Source organism: Vibrio sp. BS-M-Sm-2, assembly GCF_041504345.1.
GTDB classification, from domain to species: domain Bacteria; phylum Pseudomonadota; class Gammaproteobacteria; order Enterobacterales; family Vibrionaceae; genus Vibrio; species Vibrio satsumensis.
Map to the genome: position 1 here is coordinate 457,102 of NZ_CP167895.1, position 21,091 is coordinate 478,192.

Annotated in this window: 20 protein-coding genes and 1 pseudogene; 10 read left to right on the forward strand and 11 right to left on the reverse strand. The window is 45.3% G+C overall.

All coding sequences use genetic code 11. The annotated features are described in order from the left end of the window. Nucleotides 1-74 precede the first annotated feature (74 nt). The 6 genes from AB8613_RS18190 to AB8613_RS18215 all read left to right on the forward strand — a co-directional run bounded on the left by AB8613_RS18190 (nucleotide 75) and on the right by AB8613_RS18215 (nucleotide 3,860). The gene (locus AB8613_RS18190; RefSeq protein WP_285953382.1) at nucleotides 75-1,355 is read left to right on the forward strand and encodes a cyclopropane-fatty-acyl-phospholipid synthase family protein; all 1,281 of its coding nucleotides are present in this window, start codon (nucleotides 75-77) and stop codon (nucleotides 1,353-1,355) included. Beyond that, on the forward strand, nucleotides 1,333-1,854 hold the full coding sequence (locus AB8613_RS18195) for a DUF2878 domain-containing protein (protein ID WP_285953383.1): 522 nt from the start codon (nucleotides 1,333-1,335) through the stop codon (nucleotides 1,852-1,854). The genes AB8613_RS18190 and AB8613_RS18195 overlap by 23 nt, the downstream gene beginning before the upstream one ends. A 3-nt stretch (nucleotides 1,855-1,857) precedes the next feature. Then, nucleotides 1,858-2,433: a chalcone isomerase family protein gene (locus AB8613_RS18200; RefSeq protein WP_285953384.1), complete on the forward strand. Its 576-nt coding sequence runs from the start codon at nucleotides 1,858-1,860 to the stop codon at nucleotides 2,431-2,433. After that, nucleotides 2,430-2,972, forward strand: coding sequence for a DUF3833 domain-containing protein (locus AB8613_RS18205; protein WP_285953385.1), 543 nt, complete (start codon nucleotides 2,430-2,432; stop codon nucleotides 2,970-2,972). The genes AB8613_RS18200 and AB8613_RS18205 overlap by 4 nt, the downstream gene beginning before the upstream one ends. Nucleotides 2,973-3,225: 253 nt before the next feature. Further along, complete coding sequence (locus AB8613_RS18210; RefSeq protein ID WP_017061275.1) at nucleotides 3,226-3,489, forward strand: hypothetical protein; 264 nt, start codon at nucleotides 3,226-3,228, stop codon at nucleotides 3,487-3,489. A 131-nt stretch (nucleotides 3,490-3,620) separates the two neighbouring features. Further along, complete coding sequence (locus tag AB8613_RS18215) at nucleotides 3,621-3,860, forward strand: RNA-binding protein (RefSeq protein WP_017057644.1); 240 nt, start codon at nucleotides 3,621-3,623, stop codon at nucleotides 3,858-3,860. Nucleotides 3,861-4,016: 156 nt separating this feature from the next. Here the strand turns inward: AB8613_RS18215 and AB8613_RS18220 are convergent, their stop codons facing one another. The 5 genes from AB8613_RS18220 to AB8613_RS18240 all read right to left on the reverse strand — a co-directional run bounded on the left by AB8613_RS18220 (nucleotide 4,017) and on the right by AB8613_RS18240 (nucleotide 7,857). Then, entirely contained in the window at nucleotides 4,017-4,361 is a 345-nt protein-coding gene (locus AB8613_RS18220) for a ribosome recycling factor family protein (RefSeq protein WP_285953386.1), read from the reverse strand. Nucleotides 4,362-4,569: 208 nt separating this feature from the next. Further along, on the reverse strand, nucleotides 4,570-5,802 hold the full coding sequence (locus tag AB8613_RS18225) for a MalY/PatB family protein (RefSeq protein ID WP_372385480.1): 1,233 nt from the start codon (nucleotides 5,800-5,802) through the stop codon (nucleotides 4,570-4,572). 122 nt (nucleotides 5,803-5,924) lie between these two features. Beyond that, nucleotides 5,925-6,392 carry an OsmC family protein gene (locus AB8613_RS18230; RefSeq protein WP_372385481.1) on the reverse strand — a complete coding sequence of 156 codons (468 nt, stop codon included), beginning with the start codon at nucleotides 6,390-6,392 and terminating at the stop codon, nucleotides 5,925-5,927. Nucleotides 6,393-6,421: 29 nt separating this feature from the next. Beyond that, on the reverse strand, nucleotides 6,422-6,814 hold the full coding sequence (locus AB8613_RS18235; RefSeq protein WP_372385482.1) for a GFA family protein: 393 nt from the start codon (nucleotides 6,812-6,814) through the stop codon (nucleotides 6,422-6,424). A 113-nt stretch (nucleotides 6,815-6,927) separates the two neighbouring features. After that, nucleotides 6,928-7,857 (reverse strand): LysR family transcriptional regulator, encoded by a 930-nt coding sequence (locus AB8613_RS18240; protein ID WP_372385483.1) that lies wholly within the window; start codon nucleotides 7,855-7,857, stop codon nucleotides 6,928-6,930. Nucleotides 7,858-7,982: 125 nt separating this feature from the next. Between AB8613_RS18240 and AB8613_RS18245 the strand changes: the two genes are divergently transcribed. From AB8613_RS18245 to AB8613_RS18260, 4 genes are all read left to right on the forward strand, one after another. Then, on the forward strand, nucleotides 7,983-8,666 hold the full coding sequence (locus AB8613_RS18245) for an SDR family oxidoreductase (RefSeq protein WP_372385484.1): 684 nt from the start codon (nucleotides 7,983-7,985) through the stop codon (nucleotides 8,664-8,666). Nucleotides 8,667-8,763: 97 nt separating this feature from the next. Further along, nucleotides 8,764-9,972 carry an MFS transporter gene (locus tag AB8613_RS18250; RefSeq protein ID WP_372385795.1) on the forward strand — a complete coding sequence of 403 codons (1,209 nt, stop codon included), beginning with the start codon at nucleotides 8,764-8,766 and terminating at the stop codon, nucleotides 9,970-9,972. 57 nt (nucleotides 9,973-10,029) lie between these two features. Beyond that, nucleotides 10,030-11,118, forward strand: a complete 1,089-nt coding sequence (locus tag AB8613_RS18255) for an alkene reductase (protein ID WP_372385485.1) — start codon at nucleotides 10,030-10,032, stop codon at nucleotides 11,116-11,118. A 200-nt stretch (nucleotides 11,119-11,318) separates the two neighbouring features. Next, the gene (locus tag AB8613_RS18260) at nucleotides 11,319-12,140 is read left to right on the forward strand and encodes an HNH endonuclease signature motif containing protein (protein WP_285953393.1); all 822 of its coding nucleotides are present in this window, start codon (nucleotides 11,319-11,321) and stop codon (nucleotides 12,138-12,140) included. Nucleotides 12,141-12,398: 258 nt separating this feature from the next. Here the strand turns inward: AB8613_RS18260 and rlmJ are convergent, their stop codons facing one another. The 6 genes and pseudogenes from rlmJ to AB8613_RS18290 all read right to left on the reverse strand — a co-directional run bounded on the left by rlmJ (nucleotide 12,399) and on the right by AB8613_RS18290 (nucleotide 21,024). After that, entirely contained in the window at nucleotides 12,399-13,265 is an 867-nt protein-coding gene (gene rlmJ, locus AB8613_RS18265) for a 23S rRNA (adenine(2030)-N(6))-methyltransferase RlmJ (protein ID WP_372385486.1), read from the reverse strand. 201 nt (nucleotides 13,266-13,466) lie between these two features. Further along, a complete protein-coding gene (secF, locus tag AB8613_RS18270; RefSeq protein WP_372385488.1) occupies nucleotides 13,467-14,390 on the reverse strand; it encodes a protein translocase subunit SecF in 924 nt (307 codons plus the stop codon). 2 nt (nucleotides 14,391-14,392) lie between these two features. Beyond that, nucleotides 14,393-16,192 (reverse strand): protein translocase subunit SecD, encoded by a 1,800-nt coding sequence (secD, locus tag AB8613_RS18275; protein WP_372385490.1) that lies wholly within the window; start codon nucleotides 16,190-16,192, stop codon nucleotides 14,393-14,395. Nucleotides 16,193-16,467: 275 nt separating this feature from the next. After that, nucleotides 16,468-16,931 (reverse strand): annotated as a pseudogene (locus AB8613_RS18280) (hypothetical protein). Nucleotides 16,932-17,215: 284 nt separating this feature from the next. Next, the gene (locus AB8613_RS18285; protein ID WP_372385491.1) at nucleotides 17,216-19,984 is read right to left on the reverse strand and encodes a M16 family metallopeptidase; all 2,769 of its coding nucleotides are present in this window, start codon (nucleotides 19,982-19,984) and stop codon (nucleotides 17,216-17,218) included. A 191-nt stretch (nucleotides 19,985-20,175) separates the two neighbouring features. Further along, the gene (locus tag AB8613_RS18290; RefSeq protein WP_372385492.1) at nucleotides 20,176-21,024 is read right to left on the reverse strand and encodes a LytR/AlgR family response regulator transcription factor; all 849 of its coding nucleotides are present in this window, start codon (nucleotides 21,022-21,024) and stop codon (nucleotides 20,176-20,178) included. Nucleotides 21,025-21,091 lie beyond the last annotated feature (67 nt).

Consider the following 21,091-nt stretch of genomic DNA (forward strand, 5'->3'; position numbering starts at 1 on the left):
ATTCGCTCCAACCAAGGAGCAGAACTCAGCTTAATTAGCACAAAATATTAGAATGAGTTATCAGCGAGGTTTACATGGAACAGCTTGCCAAACAAAACAACAACATTGAACAACAAGCTAAAGCCGTTGCTGTTTCAAGCAACTGTAAATATCGAGCTTTAATCTTCAAGGTTTTAGAAAGCCTGCAATTCGCCACGCTTGAGATCATTGAGCGCGACCAACATTCGGTATTTGGTGATCGAGAAGCCGAATTGAAAGGTCGAATCGTGATTCATGACGCGACCTTTTTTAGAGATGTTGTCATCAACGGCAGTATCGGGGCATCCGAAGCCTACATTGATGGTAAATGGACTAGCCCGAATCTGACTCGTGTTATTCAGATCATGGCGCGCAACCAAGCGCAACTAGACGAGTTGGACGACAAAACACAGTGGATATCTCGCATCAAAAATCTGCTGTTACGCCGTAAGAATGCCAATACCGAGCAAGGATCTAAACGCAACATTCTGGCTCACTACGACATTGGTAACGAGCTGTATGAACGCTTCCTAGACAGTTCGATGCAATACTCATCCGCTATCTATAGCGAAGATGCACAAACCCTATCCAAAGCACAACAAAACAAGATGAAAACCATCTGCGAGCGTTTAGAACTTTCGGAATCGGATAGCGTGGTTGAGATAGGCACTGGCTGGGGTGGCTTAGCCATCTTCATGGCGCAACACTACGGTTGTCATGTCACTACAACCACAATCTCAGATGCCCAACACGCACTTGCAGAACAGAGAGTCAAAGCACTTGGTTTAACCGACAAAATCACCCTACTTAAAGAGGATTATCGCAACCTTGCAGGTAAGTATGACAAGTTGGTCTCTATCGAGATGATAGAAGCGGTCGGCCATGAATATCTACAAACCTTCTTTGAAAAATGTTCGTCGCTACTCAAACCTTCAGGCAAGATGCTGATTCAAGCAATTACGATTGCTGACAGCCGTTACGATAAATACCGTAAGGGCGTCGACTTTATTCAGAAGTACATCTTCCCAGGTGGCTGTTTACCCTCCGTTTCAGTCATGACACAACACCTTGCGACCAGTACCGACCTTGTGGTTCAAAAGATTGACGACATTGGCCTACACTACGCTCGAACGCTTAACGACTGGAACATCGCCTTTGAAAATAGCTGGGAAGAACTTGAGTCTCTCGGCTATTCAGAAGAGTTTAAGCGCTTGTGGATCTTCTACTTCTGCTACTGTGAAGGTGCATTCAAAGAGCGAGTGATCAGCACTCACCATTTAGTCGCAAGAAAACCTCGTTACTTTGGAGCAAAAGATGAAACGGTTTTGGATTATTAATCTCGTACTGTTTCAAGCGACCTGGGTTTGCAGTGCCTTCTTTACAGCGCAAGCCCCGTTCGTCACACCACTGATTGTAGTGGTTCACTTCCTCCTATCACCGACTCGCAGTAGCGATCTCAAAATCCTCTGTTTGTTACCTTTGGGGCTACTGCTCGATAGCTTGATGCTTCATTTTGGCGTGTTCGCTGTTGATCCTGATATCGCCAATCAAACCATATTCCCAGTGTGGCTTGTATGCCTGTGGGTCATGTTTTTAATCAGCTTCAATCACAGCCTAAATTGGCTTTTAAAATGCTCGAAAGTGATCTTGTTTGTCATAGGGTTCGTAGCAGGTACTAGTAGTTATTGGGGAGGCATCAAAGCAGGTGCCCTTCTGACTACTTGGCCAGATGCATCGGTAGTTGCTGCCCTTGCAATAAGCTGGGGGATTTTGTTGCCCTTACTGGTGGCCGCCTACTCCAACTTAGTACAACCTAAAATGGCATTATCGAGGTGACTTATGGCTTATCCACGCAACCCGAGACAAACGTTCAAACCTGAGAGCGTTATTGTTCGCGCTCATCAACAACTAAAAAACAAACTCTTCGCCTTCATCACTTTATCGCTAATCCTTGCAGCGATTCTATTTACCGGAAGCGCAAAAGCCTCAGCCGTCGATGACTTAAATAAACGCGGCCAAGGCGAAATGAGTTACCTATTTTGGACACTCTACTCTGCTGAATTCTATGCCACACCAACCAATTCCGAGCGCGCACTCAAGCTTGAATATTACCGCGCTATCGATAGCAAAGACTTAGTCGATGCAACCGAAGATCAATGGAACAAGCTTGGCTACTCTAACATCAACATTCAACGTTGGTTGAAGCCGTTGTACGCGATGTGGCCAAACGTAGAAGCAGGAAGCACTCTCACGATTCGCGTAGCTGAAGATAATGTCAGCCGCTTTTACTTTGATGAGCAACCAATTGGGGTAATCCAAGACAAACAATTTGGTGAGGCCTTCTTAGCGATCTGGTTATCTGAAAACACATCCGAGCCCGGTCTTCGCAAACAACTATTAGGTTTAAATAAATGAATCCAAAAACAACAATGATAAAATTCGCTATGACACTGCTTTCTCTCACTTGGCTAGCTGGATGTGGCTCTGCAAGTTTAAAAGATCACGTAGACACTACGCCAGAGCTCAAACTTGAAACCTTTTTTAATGGCGAGCTAATGGCCTACGGCATGGTACTCGACCGCTCTGGTAACCTACTGCGCCGCTTTGATGCCAAACTTATCGCGACTTGGGACGGTGACAACGGAGAGATAAAAGAGTGGTTCTCTTTTGCTGATGGCGAGCGCTCAACTCGCGTTTGGAATCTGATAAAAACCGGTGAAAACACCTATTCAGGCACTGCCAATGATGTAGTGGGTACTGCCTATGGCGAGACCCAAGGTTCGGCTCTGTATTGGAAATATGACCTAGAAATCCAAGTAGACGGCAGCACTTATGAGGTGGTGCTCGATGATTGGATGTTCTTAATGGACGACAAACGCTTGTTCAACAAAACTGAGATGTCCAAGTTTGGCTTTAAAGTGGGAGAGGTCATCTTATACATCGAGAAGATTTGATTTAACTGCCGTTTCTGACTGTCAGCTTCAAAGCAATAACTACAACTACAACTACAACTACAGTACGTAACAGCCCATAACGAAAATTGTGGGCTGTTTTGTTTAATCCCTCGAATAGCATACCTGTATGCTTAAGCCTCTGTGCTAAGATGCGCCACCAGCATGCAAATGGGCTAGACTCATACTCAGTAGTTCCTGTTTGTTTCGCTTAGCGTAGATCCCCTACCATGAATAATTGAAAAGGCTTTAAAGCATGAGCAAGTTGACCTCAGCGGAGCGTAAAGCTCGCGATAATGAACGTTTCTCACAACGCGTAAACGACCGCAGAGAAAAAGGTGAAGACGTAGTTGCTTACGCACTGACCAACAAAAAAGCTGTAAAATTCCTGACTAAGTCAGAGAAAAAACGTTTCAACGAAACGAGAGCGACTCTTCAAGAAGAGAAGCGAGTAAAAGAACAAGAAGAGCTTAACCGAATCGAAGATGCGTTCACCATCAAACAGTTCGACGACGAATAATCACGTTTGACTACTCAAAAGCGCTGGCTCTGCGTAATAAAACCAAGCAAGCGTGATCTCAAATTATTATGTCAGGGTGGGCACAAAAATGTGCGACAATACTCGGCGTAAATTCATATTCAAGGTTTATTATGAAACTTCTAGTTCGTAACCTATCGCGCTCTACTTCTGAGCAAGACATCCGTGTGCTATTTTCTGAGTTCGGTTCAGTAAAAGAGTGCAGCCTAGTTTTAGACCAAGAAACTGGCGACTCAAAAGGCTTTGCTTTTGTTGAAATGCCAGAGCACGAAGAAGCTAAAGCAGCACTAAACAAGCTAAACATGACTAAGCTTGGCAAAAACACGATTCGTGTAAAAGTAGCGAACTCTTAATCGAGCCACGCTTCATAAGCCACGTGGCTTAGCTTAATGCAACACAGATGATAAAGCCCGTAACGATATTCCGCTGAAAAACGTAATATCGTTACGGGCTTTTTGCTACTCGCGATTCTCTTTTTACAACACGACCGGCATACTTAATGCTCGCGTTTATAATCCTTCATGTTCATCAATAGCACGCCTTGCTTCTGCCATTGAACATCCAGATTCCATCACCAACTGAGCGACCGTCATCGTAGGTGTTGCTTCTAACAGCGAAGCCAAACACACCACAGGTTTAGGCAGTACTTTGTCGATTGCAATTGCTATCCAACCGTCTTTTTCATGGGTGAGCAGGGTTTTAAATTCAATAAGTTGATGTTCTTGAGCCACCAATAACCAATTGCGTGAACGACGAACTCGCTTCAACTGGCATCCACACTCAGTCGCATTCGCCATCACTTGGCTTTTATCACTCACACGATGTACAAAACTATTCAGTGGGACGCTAAACATAACTCTCTGCCAACCAATCTCTACCAATCATTCAAGTGTTCTCGAACTACCACTCAACACTTCAATTACATCTCAATAAAATCACGCTTAGGATTACACAGACACAAAAAAACCGCCAGTCATGCGCTAAGCAGCCTCGCGGTTTTTCGTTCTTTAGAGCCTAATGATCAGCATCAGCGGCTAAGCATTTTCAATTCAACATGGATAATCAGCAACAGCTTTTTGAAGTGCCGTTATCACAGCAGTTTGAACTCACCTCAGCTCCTAGTTCAAAGCCATCAAACGCATCGGCTAAAGCAGTAAACGACTTCTCGATATTGTCACGTGATGTGGCGATGTTCATTCGCATAAAATGATAACTCTCAGCGCCAAACCAGCCGCCCGGCGTTAACCCCATTTTAGCTTGCTCAAACACCACGTTCTTTAACTCTTCTTCCGAGAAACCTAACTCAGAGAAATCAAACCACACTTGATAAGTGCCTTGCGGTTGGAACACTTTCAATTGAGGGATGCGCTGCGCAGCAAACTCAGAGATCCACTTAACCGTGTCTTGCAGATACACCAACATGCCGTCTAGCCACTCTTCACCCTTTTCAAAGGCGGCAATCGTCGCAAACGTGGTCAAGGCATTACCATGGTCAAGATACATCGCCGCTACGTTAGCTTTGAACGCTTCAAATAGCTCATTGTTGTTCGTGTACACATAGCCGTTTGAGATGCTGTGCATACCGAAGGTTTTGGCCGGAGAGCCAATCAAGGTGATGACCTTGTCGTAATCAAAGCTGGTCAAGCTCGTGAAAGCGTGACCTTCAAAGATAATGTCTGAGTGGATTTCATCACTGATGATCAACACATCATGACGCTTAGCAATCTCGATAACCTGTGTCACTTCTTGCGGCGTCCACACGCGACCTGTTGGGTTATGTGGATTACAGAAAATCATCGTTTTAACTTTGTGTTCGATGATCTGCAGTTCCATACCATCGAAATCAATGCGGTAGCCTTGCTCATCATTGATAAGTGGGCTCTTCACCACCTGACGATTTGCTTTATTCACCAAGTTAGAAAACTGGTGATACGCCGGCGTATGGATCAGCACACCATCGCCTTCGTTGGTGAATTGGCGCAGTAACAATGCAATACCAGAAAGCACACCCGGCACCTGAACGAACTTATCAGCAGAAAGGTTTAAACCATGACGCTTTGAGTACCATTGTGAAAGGGCTTCAAACACCGCTTGCTCATGAAACTCATAAGAGTACACACCGCGCTCAACCAAACGATTCAGCTCTTGCGTGATCGGTTCCGCTACCTGAAAATCCATATCGGCAACCCAATATGGGAATACATCAGTGGTGTTATAAATGTTCTGTAGCATCTGCGGTTTGCTTTTTATAAACGCATTTTCACCGTAATTAGATGTACTCTTAAACGCTGTCATGGAGGAGCCCTCAAATAGGTTGTTCGATCTTTTTTACAATCCACTGGATTGCATGAATACCCTTAAGACGATGGCATAATCAAAAAGACGACGCTTTTAGAAAATAATCTGAAAAGTACAAACTAATTTCGTGTTTCTACCTTTATCTCAGTCTTGACCGAATTAGCGATAAAGCAGTTTTTATGCGCTAAATGATGAAGCTTATCGAGCTGCTTAGCGGTTGGTTGTTTAGTACCTAAAAAAACAATCTCAGGTCGAAGAGTCACCGTGGTAACCGATGAGCGGCCTGATTCATCTTCCTCAAGCACACCAATAGCATCATCCACATAAGAGTCGATCACGTACTTCTGCTTCGCCGCGATGCCCAAAAAGGTCAGCATATGACAGCTAGAAAGTGCCGCAATAAACGCTTCTTCAGGGTCAACATTCGCTTCAACCGACAGTGGAAGTGGCACAACATGAGGAGAAGACGAAGCAGGTACAGTGACACCACCATCGAACTCCCACGTATGACCGCGACTGTATTGATTATCGCTAAAGGTTTCATTTTCCGCTTTTTGCCAACGAATAACCGCACCATATTCAGACATAATTCCTTCCCTTTTTAATGCTCAATAAATTAACGGTCAGCTGGATGATTGACACCATCGTTAGTCACTACATCTCCAATATCAAAAGGGTTTACCCCTTCCAAACAACCGATATTAAAACCATATTCATTCGGGCTTGAGCGGCGTTGATGATGGGTATAAATACCGCAGTTTGAGCAGAAGTAATGCTTCGCGGTATTGGTGTTGAATTGATAAAGCTTGAGATGTTCTGCACCTTTAAGGATCTTAATACCATCCAGCGCGACAGAACCCACAATTGCACCTCGACGACGACAGATAGAACAATCACATCGGCGTGGCTTTTCTATTCCGTTAGGTAGGCTGAGTTCTAGTTCGACAGCACCGCAGTGGCAGTTGGCTTTGTGAAAAGGTTGGATAACCGTGTTACCGACTAGTTTCATTTCTCTCTCCAATCACGTCCTTATGTTGCAGGTATCATAACCAGTCCGGTATTTTCTGTCCGTTAGCTGGCGCTGAGTTCGAGATATCTGTCATGCGCTGCTTCTCGGCTAATCTAACTAGACTTTTCAACCAAATCGCCAAAGTGTTCAAACAAAAAATCCAGAAACAAGCGAATACGCTTCGGCTGATATTTCTTGCTGATGTACACCACATTCAAGTCGGCGCTTGATACAGAAGTCGAGGTGTTAAAGTTCTTCATGTAGCCATTAAGCAAAGTCACAAGGCGTTGGTTATTGATGTCGTCTTGTACATCCAGTACCGACTTAAGAGCAATGCCCTCTCCTTTTAATGCCCAGTAACGAATCACTTCACCATCGTCTGAGAATCGCTTTGGTACAACGGTAATCGACTTCTTCATGTCGTGATCTTGGAAGTGCCATGTTTTCAGTTCCTCATTGCTGCGCAGCATCGCCAAGCAGTCGTGTTCAACCAAATCTTGTGGCTTGATCGGCGTGCCGTGTTTGGCGAGATATTCTGGGGACGCACATAGCACTCGTCGGCTTGGTGATAAGCGTCTAGAGATCAAACTACTATCAACCAATTCACCGTAGCGGATCACGATATCCATGCCGGATTCAGCAATATTCGAGAGGTTATCGTTCAAATACAAGTAAGGGATAACGTCAGGGTATTTCTGACAAAACTCCGACAAGATTGGCAGAATGTATTGCTTTCCAATGTCCTTCGGCGCGGCGATTTTTAATGGGCCTTTGACCTCTTTGACGCCATTTTGAATCAGGTTTTCAGCCTCACTGACATTATCTAAGATCTCCAGACACGCCTTGTGATACAGCTCGCCTGAGTCAGTCAAAGACACATGTCGCGTGCTTCGATTCAACAACTTCACACCATATCGTTCTTCAAGCGCCTGCAGCCTTGCTGTCATGGTCGCAGGAGATAAACCCAGCTCTCGCCCAGCCGCCGCTAAACCGTGATGCTTAACAATACTGACGAACATCGCCATGTCTGAAAACTTATCCATACTATTCGTGCTCTCGCTCTATTGTTCCTTTAAACCGAATAATGAATTTATATTTTAGCCAATTATCAAATTTAGTCGAATAAATATAATGACAACCATCAGCAGAACACGCAGGAATTCAGCACATGAACAACGAACTAACAAACCAAGAAAAGAACACTTTCGTCATCATTGGTGGCACATCAGGTATCGGCAAAGCATTAGCAATGCAATTGAGAAACGAAGACAACACAGTACACATTGCGAGCCGCCACACCGGTGTGGACATCAGCAGTGAAAAGTCGATTTGCGAATACTTCGAATCAATTGGTCCATTCGATCACTTGGTGGTCACGGCAGGCTCATCCGCTCCGGCTGGAAAGGTAACCGACGTAGCTATTGAAGATGCTAAAACGGCATTTGATACCAAGTTTTGGGGAAGCCTAAACGTTGCTAAGCACGCTGCACGTTACATGACGCCAAACGGATCTATCACCCTCACCACAGGCATGTTGTCACGCAAAGTTGTCGCTGGCACTTACGTCAAAACCGCCATCAACGCCGCACTAGAAAGCGTGACTAAAATACTGGCGAAAGAACTATCACCGATTCGCGTCAATGCCATTAGCCCGGGCTTAACCATGACGGAAGCCTACAAAAACATGAACGATTCTGCTCGTGCAAGCATGTACGACAACGCCAAAAACAATCTACCCGCAGGCAAGGTTGGCGAGCCTTCAGAGGTGGCTATGGGTTACCTATTCGCAATTAATAACCCATATGTGACCGGCTCAATCATCGACATCGATGGCGGCGCTCTACTCGGCTAACACCTCGCAAAGACACAAAGAACAATCGTTAGGGCGTGTATCACACGTCCTAACAAACAAAAATTTACATAGGTAACTCATCATGAAACAAGAAGCTATCCACCAAGAAACTATCCATAAAGAAAAGATTCCATTCCAAGTTTGGATACTGACACTCGCAGCTTTTGCCATCGGCACCGCTGAGTTTGTTATCGCAGGCATCCTTCCACAAATTGCCACATCCCTTTCGATCACCGAAGGCCAAGCGGGCTATCTAATCAGTGCTTACGCATTGGCTATCGTTATCGGCGGCCCGATCTTAACCATCTACCTTGCGCGCTTTAATAAGAAGATGGTGCTAATAGGCTTAATGGCACTGTTCATCATCGGCAACGTATTGTCGGCCTTAGCGCCAAGCTATCCACTTCTACTCGCGAGCCGTGTTATCGCAGGCTTAGTGCAAGGTCCTTTCTATGGCATTGGTGCGGTTGTCGCGACTAATTTAGTGTCTGAAAAAATGGCAGGTCGCGCCGTTGGTCAAATGTTCGCAGGCTTAACGCTCGCTAACGTTCTTGGCGTTCCAGCCGGTACTTGGGTGAGCTTGCAATTCGGTTGGCACACCACCTTCTTTACCGTTGCGGCACTTGGCACAGTTGCGATGATTTCAATCTTAACGTCAATCAAATCAACAGGTCACAGCGAAGCGAAAGACATCAAAACTCAGCTTATGGCGTTCAAAAATCCAATGCTGCTTATCAGCTTGGCAATCACCGCTTTTGCTTGGTCTGGCTTTATGACGCTTTACGGCTACCTTGCGCCAATCGCCATGCACATCACGGGTTACGGCCAAGAGTCAGTAACTTGGATCTTAGTGATTGTTGGTGTCGGCTTAATCATAGGTAACACCTTGGGCGGTCGCTCTTCAGATAAAAACCTCGGCAAAGCTTCCATGTTTTGGGCAGTCGCAATGATCGTGTCATTGGTTGTGGTTGGCCTTGTGATAGACAACAAAATCCTATTCGTTGCCGCTGCATTTATCTTTGGTATTGCATCATTTGCGAACGTTCCTGCCATGCAACTTCGAGTAATGAACCATGGTGGCGAAGGCCAAGAGCTAGCAGCAACAGCGAATATCTCAGCGTTTAACTTGGCTAATGCCTTCGGTGGATTCCTTGGCGGCATGGTACTCGACAGCCAACTGGGCGCAGGAATGATTCCGTTCGCAGCCGTTGTCGTCCCTGTCATTGGCTTGCTACTTATCGCTAAAGCCAATCGAGCTGACAAGCCTCAGAGCAACTCGATTTTCAGCCCAGCAGAAAGCAAATAACGCGGCTTATAGCCGAACACAAAACTAAAAACACTGAATTAAAACAAGGTAGATACCATGAACAAATTATTCGAAACATCAGAACTCAAAGGCCTAGAACTGCAAAACCGCGTCGTTATGGCACCCATGACTCGCGCTCGTACTAGCCAACCTGGAAACGTGCCAAACGACATTATGGCGACTTATTACCAACAACGCGCAAGTGCAGGTTTAATCATCACCGAAGCCACGCAAATATCCGACGACTCTCAAGGCTACTCATTCACACCCGGCGTTTATACCGATGCACAAATCAAAGGTTGGAAGAGCGTAACCACAGCCGCAAAAGATCAAGGCGCTGCGATTTTCTGCCAACTATGGCATGTGGGTCGAGTGTCTCATCCAACCTTCCAAAAAGGTGAACTGCCAATCGCGCCTTCGGCACTGGCTCCGGTAGAAACTCAAGTTTGGATTTCTGATGAGAATGGAAACGGCAACATGGTGGATTGCATTCAACCAAGAGAGATGGCCCAAACAGACATCAACCGTGTTGTTCAAGATTTTGCTAACTCAGCGAAAAAAGCGGTAGAGGCAGGATTCAACGGTGTCGAAATCCATGGTGGTAACGGCTACCTCATCGATCAATTCTTAAGAACCAATTCAAACAAACGCACCGACAACTACGGTGGCAGTCGTGAGAATCGGCTTCGCTTTCTGATTGAAGTGGTAGATGCAGTCATTGATGCGATTGGTGCCGATAAGGTGGGTGTTCGTTTAGCTCCGTTCATCACCTTCAAAGACATGAACTGCCCAGACATCGTGCCAACGATTTTAGAAGCGTCAAAGGCGCTGCAAGCACGTGATATCGCTTACTTGCACCTATCAGAAGCAGACTGGGATGACGCGCCTGTGATACCTGAAAGCTTCCGAGTGGAACTAAGAGAACTATTTTCCAACACTATCATCGTCGCTGGCAGCTATACACCACAGCGTGCCGAAGAAGTATTAAGCAAAGGCTACGCCGATCTCGTCGCATTTGGTCGCCCATTCGTAGCGAACCCAGACCTCGTATCACGCCTACAAAACGGCAGCGAACTATCCGATCTCGACGGTGCTACTCTGTTTGGCGGCAACGAAAAAGGCTATATCGATTACCCAACGTTGTAGTGGTAAAACATTAAATAAACACCAAGCCTGCATGAGTCCTGCAGGCTTGCCTCTTTAGAAACGTGACCGATTCGATACCTTTTCACACTCAAAAATTCACTTGCATATTTTGACCTAAACCACTGTTATATTTGAACTTTACATCAAATTTAAATTATAAAAATATCAATAATAATTAGAATTGAAACGAGGACTCTCCATTGTTCAACGTAGGACAGGTTTACAATCGACGCACAGATATACACGGTCGCTACAAAGGTCAGCAATATGGTGGTATAGCTACGCCTGCAGCCCACCCATATGTATTTATCTTCACTAGCGATGCTGGTGAAGAATTTGGCTACTCTGATGATTTTAGTGCAGACGGCACTTTCCGATATACAGGAGAAGGCCAAGAAGGTGATATGAAAATGGTTAAAGGAAACTTGGCCATCTTTAAACACCAAAACAACCTTAAAGAGATTCTCTTGTTTGAATCTGTCTCAACTGGTTTTGTTAGATTCGTCGGAGTTTGCAACTACATCTGTCATCACATTGAGCAACGCCCCGACAAGAACGATCAACTTCGTGATGCAATAGTTTTCCATCTAGATATCGTCCCACAAAGTGTCAGTAATACCATTCAAACACCAAAAGCTTCATATCTAACGAAGCCAACTAAAAGTAAATCCTTGAAGCAATTACGAGACATCGCTTTAGCTTCAACGCCACTTCAAACTGACACCAAAGAACAACTCGCACACGTAAAATATCGTAGTGAAGCCATTAAGCTTTACGCGAAAAAGAGGGCAAATGGTATCTGTGAAGGTTGTGAAATGCCTTCGCCTTTTGAGACCAAGACAGGCCCTTACCTAGAAGTGCATCACCTGACACGGTTGGCTGATGGTGGTGCAGATTGTCCTGAAAACGTGATTGCACTTTGTCCGACCTGTCATCGTGAAGCGCACTACTCTATAAATGCCGTAAAGTTCAACGCACAACTCATTGAGAAAGCACTAAAGATTGAAGAGCAACTGTTTTAAACATTTCTTTCAGGCAAAAGAAAGGCTCGCGTGACTAGTGCGAGCCTTATGCAGTTTAGGGGGTAAACCACAATCTAGTTTAATTATTTAACTTATGAGCCATTATGCACTTGTGCGCATTGATATTCTATTTTTAAATGATTCACTGCAATTAATCAATCGATAAAAGTTAGCGTTTGGTCAATTTAAACCACATAAATAACAGTGATTTAGTGAACAGCGTCTAGAAATTAATCTTAAATCCCATATAAATCAGATTTATAGACTTCTCATTTGCCAATAACCCTCACCATTGGTTGCGAGCTGATTGTGTAAATAATCGAGCGTGTCAGCCACTTTTCCGGCAATGCCTTGAGGCGGGTTAAACAGTAGCAACCCACTACCGATGAGGCGATCATCGCCCTTAGGATCGCGCAGTCGTAATTCCGATTTAATCGGGCTTGGTAGCAAACCATCTTTCACCGCTGTCACGCAGTGGTTCAAAATCAGTGAGCTTTTATCATCGGTGTACAGCGGATACCAAATCAGCGCAGAGACTTTCTCAGATTGCTGATAAGCCTTCACCAAAGCGTCAATCACTGCGAGATATTCAGCATCGGTTTCATAGGGTGGGTCGATCACGATCAAATGATGGTTATCATGCTTAGCTACATCATCAGGCAGCGCTTTAAGCCCATCGCCAGCGGTAATGGTGAGCTTGCTTGAGACATCCAGATCACGTTGTAGCTTCTCAATATTGGTTTGAAGTAAGTCGGCTTCATCTTGCTGAATATCGGAAAAGTAGAAGCTATCTTGGCTGCGACCTTGTTGATAGGTAATGGCCGCAGAGCCGGGATACAGCGTGATAAGCTGATTAGGATTGTAGTATTCCAGCACCGACATAAAAGGCGCGAATGACTCTGGAAGGTAAGCTTTGTTTCGCCATAAGTACCCAACCCCTTCGGCAAATTCGCCCGCGTGGTTGCTTGGCGCAGTGGTGAGGTCGTAACACCCTGTCCCTGAGTGTGTGTCGATAACATTGAGGCGTGAATGCTGCTGCATTAATGACTGAACCAGAGCACTCAATACGGGGTGCTTCAGTGCATCACCGTGGTCGCCTACATGACATTGATGTCGATATTCCATTCCCTTGCCTCATTTCTACTGACGTCATATAAACATACTTCATATCCTAAGGGCTTTCCTGCTCAATCTATCGTTTTTTGAAATAGCCTCTCTTTTGACTAACTGTCTGACTCTTATAAAAAATAAAGCCCTTCGTCTTATTAAAAACGAAGGGCTTTACTGACGTTACTCACGAACTCGTGCTGTTAGCTAAGAAAAACCTTAAGGGTACTCACCCTCAACTTCTACTGGTGCTTTCACTTGGTAGTGACAAGGCTGTAGGCCAAGTAACTTAGGCAGTGTTATGCCGACAGAAACTGAGGACCACGTACCGCTGACAATACCGACAACCAATGCAATTGCGAATCCTTGCAGTGCCGCGCCACCAAGCAACCAAAGCGCTGATACAGTGATTAGCGTAGTGCCTGAAGTTACCATGGTGCGCGAGAAAGTCGCTTTCACTGATTCGTTAAGCAGGTTATCTGTATCACCGTTTGGATTACCACGCAGCATTTCACGTACACGGTCAGCAATGATGATCGAGTCATTCAATGAATAACCCAAAATCGCCAACACCGCTGCCAATACGGTCAGGTTGAACTCAAACTGAGTAAAAGCGAACAGACCCAAGATAAGCGTCACGTCATAGATTATCGCGGCAAGCGCACCCAGTGCCAAGCGCCATTCAAATCGAACACTCAGGTACAGCATGATCATTAGGAAACACACCAATACCGCCAAGCCACCTTGGTCAACCATGTCTTGACCCACTTGAGGGCCAACCACGCTGTTGTTAAGCACTTGTACTTGGTCGCTCACCGATGACAAAACATCCACTAGGTTAGGCTGAGGTGCATCCGTTAATTGGCTGTAACGCAGTGTCCAGCGCTCTTGTTCTGCCATACCAACCACTTGAACGTCTTGTTGGAAAGCGGCATCAAGTTTTGTTTTTAAATCGTCTTTAGTTACTTGGTCAGAAAGCTGAACTTCGGCCACCACACCGCCAGTAAAGTCCAAGCCCCAGTTGAAACCTTTCACTGCCACAAGCATCACAGAGCTCATGAACAGCACAATAGAAATCACAGACATCACCTTGCGAAGGCGAGTCATATTGCTGTCTGAAATAGTCATATTTGAAATACTCATGCTTAAATCCTTACATCATGGCGCTGGTCGCGCCCCCAAACCAAGTTGATGATTGCTCGTGAAGCAAAAATGCCCGTAAACATACTGGTTAGAAGACCTAGGCCCAGTGTCAGAGCGAAGCCCTGAATTGGTCCATTACCAATGGTATACAGAGCCACAGCAACGATCATGGTAGTGACGTTAGCATCGAAAATTGACGAGAACGCGCTATCGAAACCACGATCGATAGAGCTAGCAAAGCTTCGTCCCTCTTTCATCTTGTCTCGAATACGCTCGAAGATAAGCACGTTAGTGTCGACCGCCATACCGACAGTCAGTACCAAGCCAGCAATACCTGGCAGAGTTAATACCGCACCCGGTAACAGGGCAATCAAGCCAAACAATGTGGTCATGTTAACCACCAACGCACAGTTCGCGACCCAACCAAGACGGCGGTACCATAGCGCCATAAACGTGAGAGTAAGACCAAGGCCAAGAGCCAAAGCAGCAAAGCCGTTAGTTACGTTTTCTGCACCCAGAGACGGGCCAATGGTACGCTCTTCAATGATAGTAACAGGCGCTGTTAATGAACCTGCACGCAGCAGTAGAGCAAGCTCTTGTGCTTCCGCCATGCTGCCTGCACCTGTGATTCTGAAGCGGCTACCCAATTGAGATTGGATGTTCGCAACACTGATTACTTCACTGGTTTTTTCGCTGTTACCGGCTCTGTCACGGCTGTATTCGCTGTAAACAGTCGCCATTGGCTTACCGATGTTATGACGAGAAAACTCAGACATTTTCTTACCACCAGCGGAGTCCAGCGTGATGTTTACTTCTGCGCTACCCATCTCACCAATGCCACTACGAGCATCGATAATGTGTTCGCCGCTCAGTACTGCTTTGCGAGCAACAACGACACGGTTGCCATCTGTATCTTTTAGCGTTTGAGTATTACGCGTAGCGTTATCGTAAACAGAGTAGAACGCCAATGATGCCGTTGCACCAATCACGTCTTTCGCGGCTGCAGGGTCTTGGACACCCGGAAGTTCGATACGAATACGGCTTTCACCTTGGCGTTGAATCGACGCTTCTGTGATACCTAGTTCTTCAATACGGCTACGCATGATTTGCAGGTTTTGTTGAACCGTTAGGTTACGTAGCGTTCTTTGCTCTTCTTCAGACTGAGTTAACGTTAGCGATTTATCTGAACGGTCACGTTGCCATTGTGGGAACTCTTCACGAATCAGTTTTTGTGCTTTATCGAAATCAGCGTCTGTGCGAAAGTCAAACTGAACTTGGTTGTTCACCACTTTGCCGCGTGCATAGCGTACTTGGCTGGTGATCTCGTCCACCACAGATTGAGCTTGTGCGTGGTAAACCGGTTCCATGTCTACTTCGAGTAGGAACTGCACACCACCACGTAAATCAAGGCCGAGCTGAATCGGCGCGAAGCCCATGTCAGTCAGCCATTTTGGTGCTGCAGGCTCCATTGCTAGCGCTACCGTTGCCTTGTCTAGAAGACGTTCGTTAAGCACTTCCTTGGCCTTCGCTTGCTGTTCTGCATCTTCCAAGATCACCACTAAACGGTTGTCTTTTTGAAATGCAGATTTAGCTTGGATGCCCTCGCTAGCAAGGTATTGCGTCACTTGAGTGGCGTCGATGGTCTGTTCAGAACGATTATTAATTTGAACCGATGCATTCTCACCATACCAAGAAGGTAAGGCACTTAGAATCATGATGATGATAGTGGCGATAAGCACCACGTATTTCCACTTTGAGTAGTGGTTAATTTGTTTTCTTGGAATGCGTTTTTTCACAGTCAAGATCTCTTCTTTTTACCAATCACCGTAAATACGTGCTCAAAAATAGCACCGAAAAAAAGCAGTGATCGAGCATTTTAACCAGCTGGGGTGACCAGTTATTTACTACGATTGGTATGTCTAATGTTTTGCGAACACGAGCGATGGCTAATCACAACCAGAACAAGCTGATTGAAAGATAGTGGTGCTAAAGCTGATGTCGCTATGTTTGTTTTGGTTAACTGGCGAGTTCAACGGGCACAAATGACCATCGATACGACCAATTTAGGGTCAAACGATTAGCTAAGAAGTTCTCGAAAATGCGAGTATTGAATGTTGCCCTCTTTCCACCCAGAAAGCCGGGAGGACGGAGAACTCACAATGCTGGTCCAGTGCTGCTTGGAATCCAACAACGGTGTGTTGAAAAGCAGAGAAGCCAGCAATGAAGGGGGGAGAAGTCGATCAGTAGATGATAAGCAGGCTCAAGATCGGCCACACTTTCTTGCTCATTGCTGAGCATGCGTCTGAAGTTTGCTGCTTGAAGGCTAGACTCAGTGTCGTGATAGTTAGAACTGTCACCAGAAGGCACTGTGCCAAACTGAGCCTTATCGCACTCTAAGTAGCTCGACGGATTATCCGTAGCGGCTTGTTTACACAGGTCATTCTGTGAAGATTGCTCTTGAGCCGAGTATATTTGAAATGGCTTAGAAGGAAACGAATAGCCGTTAGAATTCACTAAGCCAAAGCTCAGTAAAAACAACATTAAGACTAATCGGGTACCCAGTTTAAGCAATCTAATATCCAAACAACATTCTCGTAGATCGTCAATCTACAATACAAATGAAACGCTGTCTTGATTTAAAACATTTTTTTAGAAAATGATTCGATGCAACCGATTAAGCGTTCTCGCAATTTAGATTTACATAGATCTAAAACGACTTAACAACAGGTGATGGATAGATGTTATGAATAGCGAAAAACAAGAAAGCCAAGCGACACTCGCTTGGCTTTGAGTTATCTCTCTTTGTTGGTTTCAAGCTTTAAGTTTTAAGCTTTAGGACGCATGATGTTCTTAACCTTACGGCTATTTTCACCAAAGATGCGTTGTACTAACTCATTCATCTCTTCTGCAGAGATTGATCTCGCCACTCGCTCAACTTGAGACAAAGCTTCGATATCGTAACCATGAAGTAGATAACGAGACACATACCACGCTTGGTCGATAGAGCTCATCTCGAGAGGCGTGAAGTCAGCTTCAAACTGTTTCACAACCGCTCGCATTTCCTCTTCAGAAACACCTTGTAGAAGGTCTGAAATCACCTTATCAATCGCCACTTCCACTTTATCAACGTTCTCCGGTGCTATCATCGCACCGATGACCCATTCATGACTCAACTCGCTGTCTGCAGACGCCGAATACGTATAAGGCGAGTAATCCAAGCTCAACTCTTCGCGAATATAAGTATCTAAACGAGTCGCCAGCAGTCGTTCCAACAAGCTTTCCGTGAAGATATCTTTTGCCGTAAAGCCTTCTTCGGTTTCAGGCTCTGAGATGACTCGTAAGACGTACTCTGCGCTATCAACATTGTTGATGGCCAAATCAATGCGTGATTCTGATGGCTGTTTGAAAGCCACCTTAAAGTCAGGCACAACTGCTTTTTCCAATGGAATCGAAGCCAAATATTGCTGAACCAAAGGCTTCAATACGCTTGGGTCGATATCACCCACGATCACTAGCTGGTTATGTCTCATTTGACCAAACAGCTGCTGATGAAGATTACTGATATCTTCCACTGAAACCGCTTCAACACGCTCTTTATCAACAAAAAGGTGACTACTGTCCGGACGGTAGATATTTTGGTTTATTGCGCGCTCAAACTGACCGATAGGACTGCTCAGGAAAGATTCTTGTCCCTGTACAAACTCTTGCTTCACCGCCTCTAATTGCTCAGGGTTGATTTTAGGTGCTGTGATGAAAGTATAAAGCGCAGCAAACGTATCTTTAAGCCCATCTTTTTTAATATTAAATTCGATACCATGGCGAGTATTGCCAATAAAAGAATCCGCTCGAATATCTTCACGATCAAAATACGCTAGAAGTTCAGAACCCGTAAACTCACCGACGCCACTTCGAGCGAAAGTCGGTAACGCAACCTCAACGGCGGGGTATAAGCTCGGATCCAACGCAGCTTTTCCACCGAGGCTCATGTACATCACGCCAACATCGTCACCTGCAACATAATCACGCAAATACCACATGTCGATACCATTGCTTAACGTCCACTTTTGGATGTATGGATCGATGGACATTTGTTCAGCAAGTACAACCTCGCCCTTCGAACTAGGAACAGCAAAGGCACTTACAGAAGCAATAGCGAGCGGCGGGGTTCCAGGCTCGCTGTAAGTCGCTTTTAAGCTATCTAGAGAGTTAACGACAGCTGTTCTATCTTCAGAATCGTCCATGCCAATAACAAGAAAGTAATCATCAGAGAGCAGATTTGTGATGTTGTCGTTGATCGCTTCCAGGCTTAAGTTAGCAATGAAAGCTTCCAAACTCGCTTGATAGTCTTTCTGTGATTGGACAATTCGCTCAGTTACAAGCGCACTCGCTTTGTAATTCGCGTGTTCAACGCTGTCCATTTTATCCCAATCATGCTCGATGTTATCCAGCAAGTCTTGGTAGTAGTGCTGCTCGCCGACGATATCCGTTTTCGACACGCCAAAGTCACGCAGTGATGCCAATGTAGAGAGTAACTCTTGTTGGATAACTTCACGACCACCAGCCGGAAACCCAACACTTATTGACGAATAGTTCAGAGAGCCCATTCGATAGCTATCAGACGCTATCCATTGAGTCGGCAACGCTGCATCATTGAATACTGCTTCGAGTCGCTGGCGAATGAGTTGTTGCGAGGTTTCATCTAACCAACGTTGATGCTGTTGATCATGATTTTCGATGCGATATAAACCGCGATTAAACGTCAGAGTGATGCTTGGTGCTTCTCTTCCTGCGTATTCAACATAATCATCTTCATTGAACGAGGTCACTTTCTGCTTCTCTGGTCTCGGCGTGTCACCACGCTCCCAACTAGAAAACTTTTCTTCTATGAGTGGAATCACGGTTTTGATGTCCACATCACCAGAAACGACCAGCTCGACTATTTGAGGTTGGTACCAAGTCTGATAAAAGTTAGTGATACCTTGAGGAGTGGCATTAACAATCGACGATTTAGTCCCTAATGCATCTTGAGATTCGTAAGGACCTCCTTCAATGAAGCGATCATAAAATATCTCTCCAAATGACTTATCATCGAGGCGAGCCATACGAAACTCTCCAAGAACCACGCCTTTCTCTTTTTCAACTTCTGAACTTAATAGATCCAGACCATCACCAATGTCACGCATCCACGTTAGAGCAGACTGCAATTGGATGTTATCTGGCAAATCTAACTGGTAGACCGTCTCTTCATAAGAGGTGTAAGCATTAATATCTGCACCAAAGCTAGCGCCTGCATCTTCGAATAGACGAATCACATCATTTTCAGAGAAGTTCTTACTGCCATTGAATGCCATGTGTTCCAAGAAGTGCGCGTAGCCTTCTTGCTGATCAGTCTCTTGAATCGAACCCGCGTGAACGACTAGACGTACAGATACCGATGCTTCATGATCAGGATAAACATGATAGGTAAAACCGTTTTCCAGCTGACCTGACTTCCATGCAGGATCCGGCTGGATTAAGTTTTCGGTGGTTTTTGGTGTTGAGCTACAGCCAACCAAAGTTAGGCATAGAGCCGTCGCTAAATAATATGTTTTCATAACAACCTCTTAATGTCATTCATCGACAATATACAGATTGAGTTAACGATTATTATTTAATATTGAACCAGATGAGTATCTTTGTGATCTGGATCTTTATTTTATAAATTACCAAGTGATATGTAAGATCACTGTATTCATTTGAATTAGCGTTTTAATAAGAACCTATTACATCCCTTTAAGCTAGTTCTCTACATCCCCTTAAACAACGCTTGCGAAGCACGGCTGATCGGTAGTTTTTCCCCTGACACATAAGCCGACATCTGGCCTGAGAGGCCTTTCTTCACCTTATCAATGGCGGAGACTTTCACCACCACCGAGCGGTGGATCTGCCAGAACTCATCAGGATTGAGTTGGGCGATCAGCTCTTTTAGTGACACGCGAAGAATAAACTCCTCTAGAGAGCCGCCTTGGCCTTTTTTGAATATCGAGACGTACTTGTCTTCTGCTTTGAAGTAAGCGACATCATCGACGGCGATTAGGTGAATGTCTTCCCCAACACTGGCTTTGAGCCACGTGAGATACTTTTTCTGCGATAGATAAGGAGGCTGAACTTGTTGTGAGGTCGATTGGGATAGCAGTTGAAGCTGAGCCATTAACGCCGTGATATCAGGTTGTTCGGGGAGGTTACCTATTTGCGATTGGTTACTCGTCAGACGCGCTTGCACCTTCTGACAGGTAGCAAGTAGGCGCTCTTCATTGATTGGCTTAAGCAGGTAATCCATCGCATTGTGTTCAAAGGCTTTAACTGCGTATTCATCATAAGCCGTAATGAACACAATCAATGGCGGCGAATCTAGCTTGTTGAGTTGTTTCGCTAGTGAGATTCCATCCAGCTCAGGCATACGAATATCGAGAAACGCCACGTCGGGCTTAAGCTGCTGAATACTTTGCATCGCCTCCAAACCGTTTTGTGCCTTGCTGACGATCTCTAGCTCCGGCCAAACCTCAGCCAAGCTCTTGTCTAAGTGATGCCTTAACAGTGCTTCATCATCTGCGATAATCGCCGTTACGCTCGGCTGTATTGCTGGGTTGTTCATGGTTAATCCTTTAAATTCACACTGTAAATCGTCTATTTTTCGTCACTGTTCTGTACTTTCTGGTGCG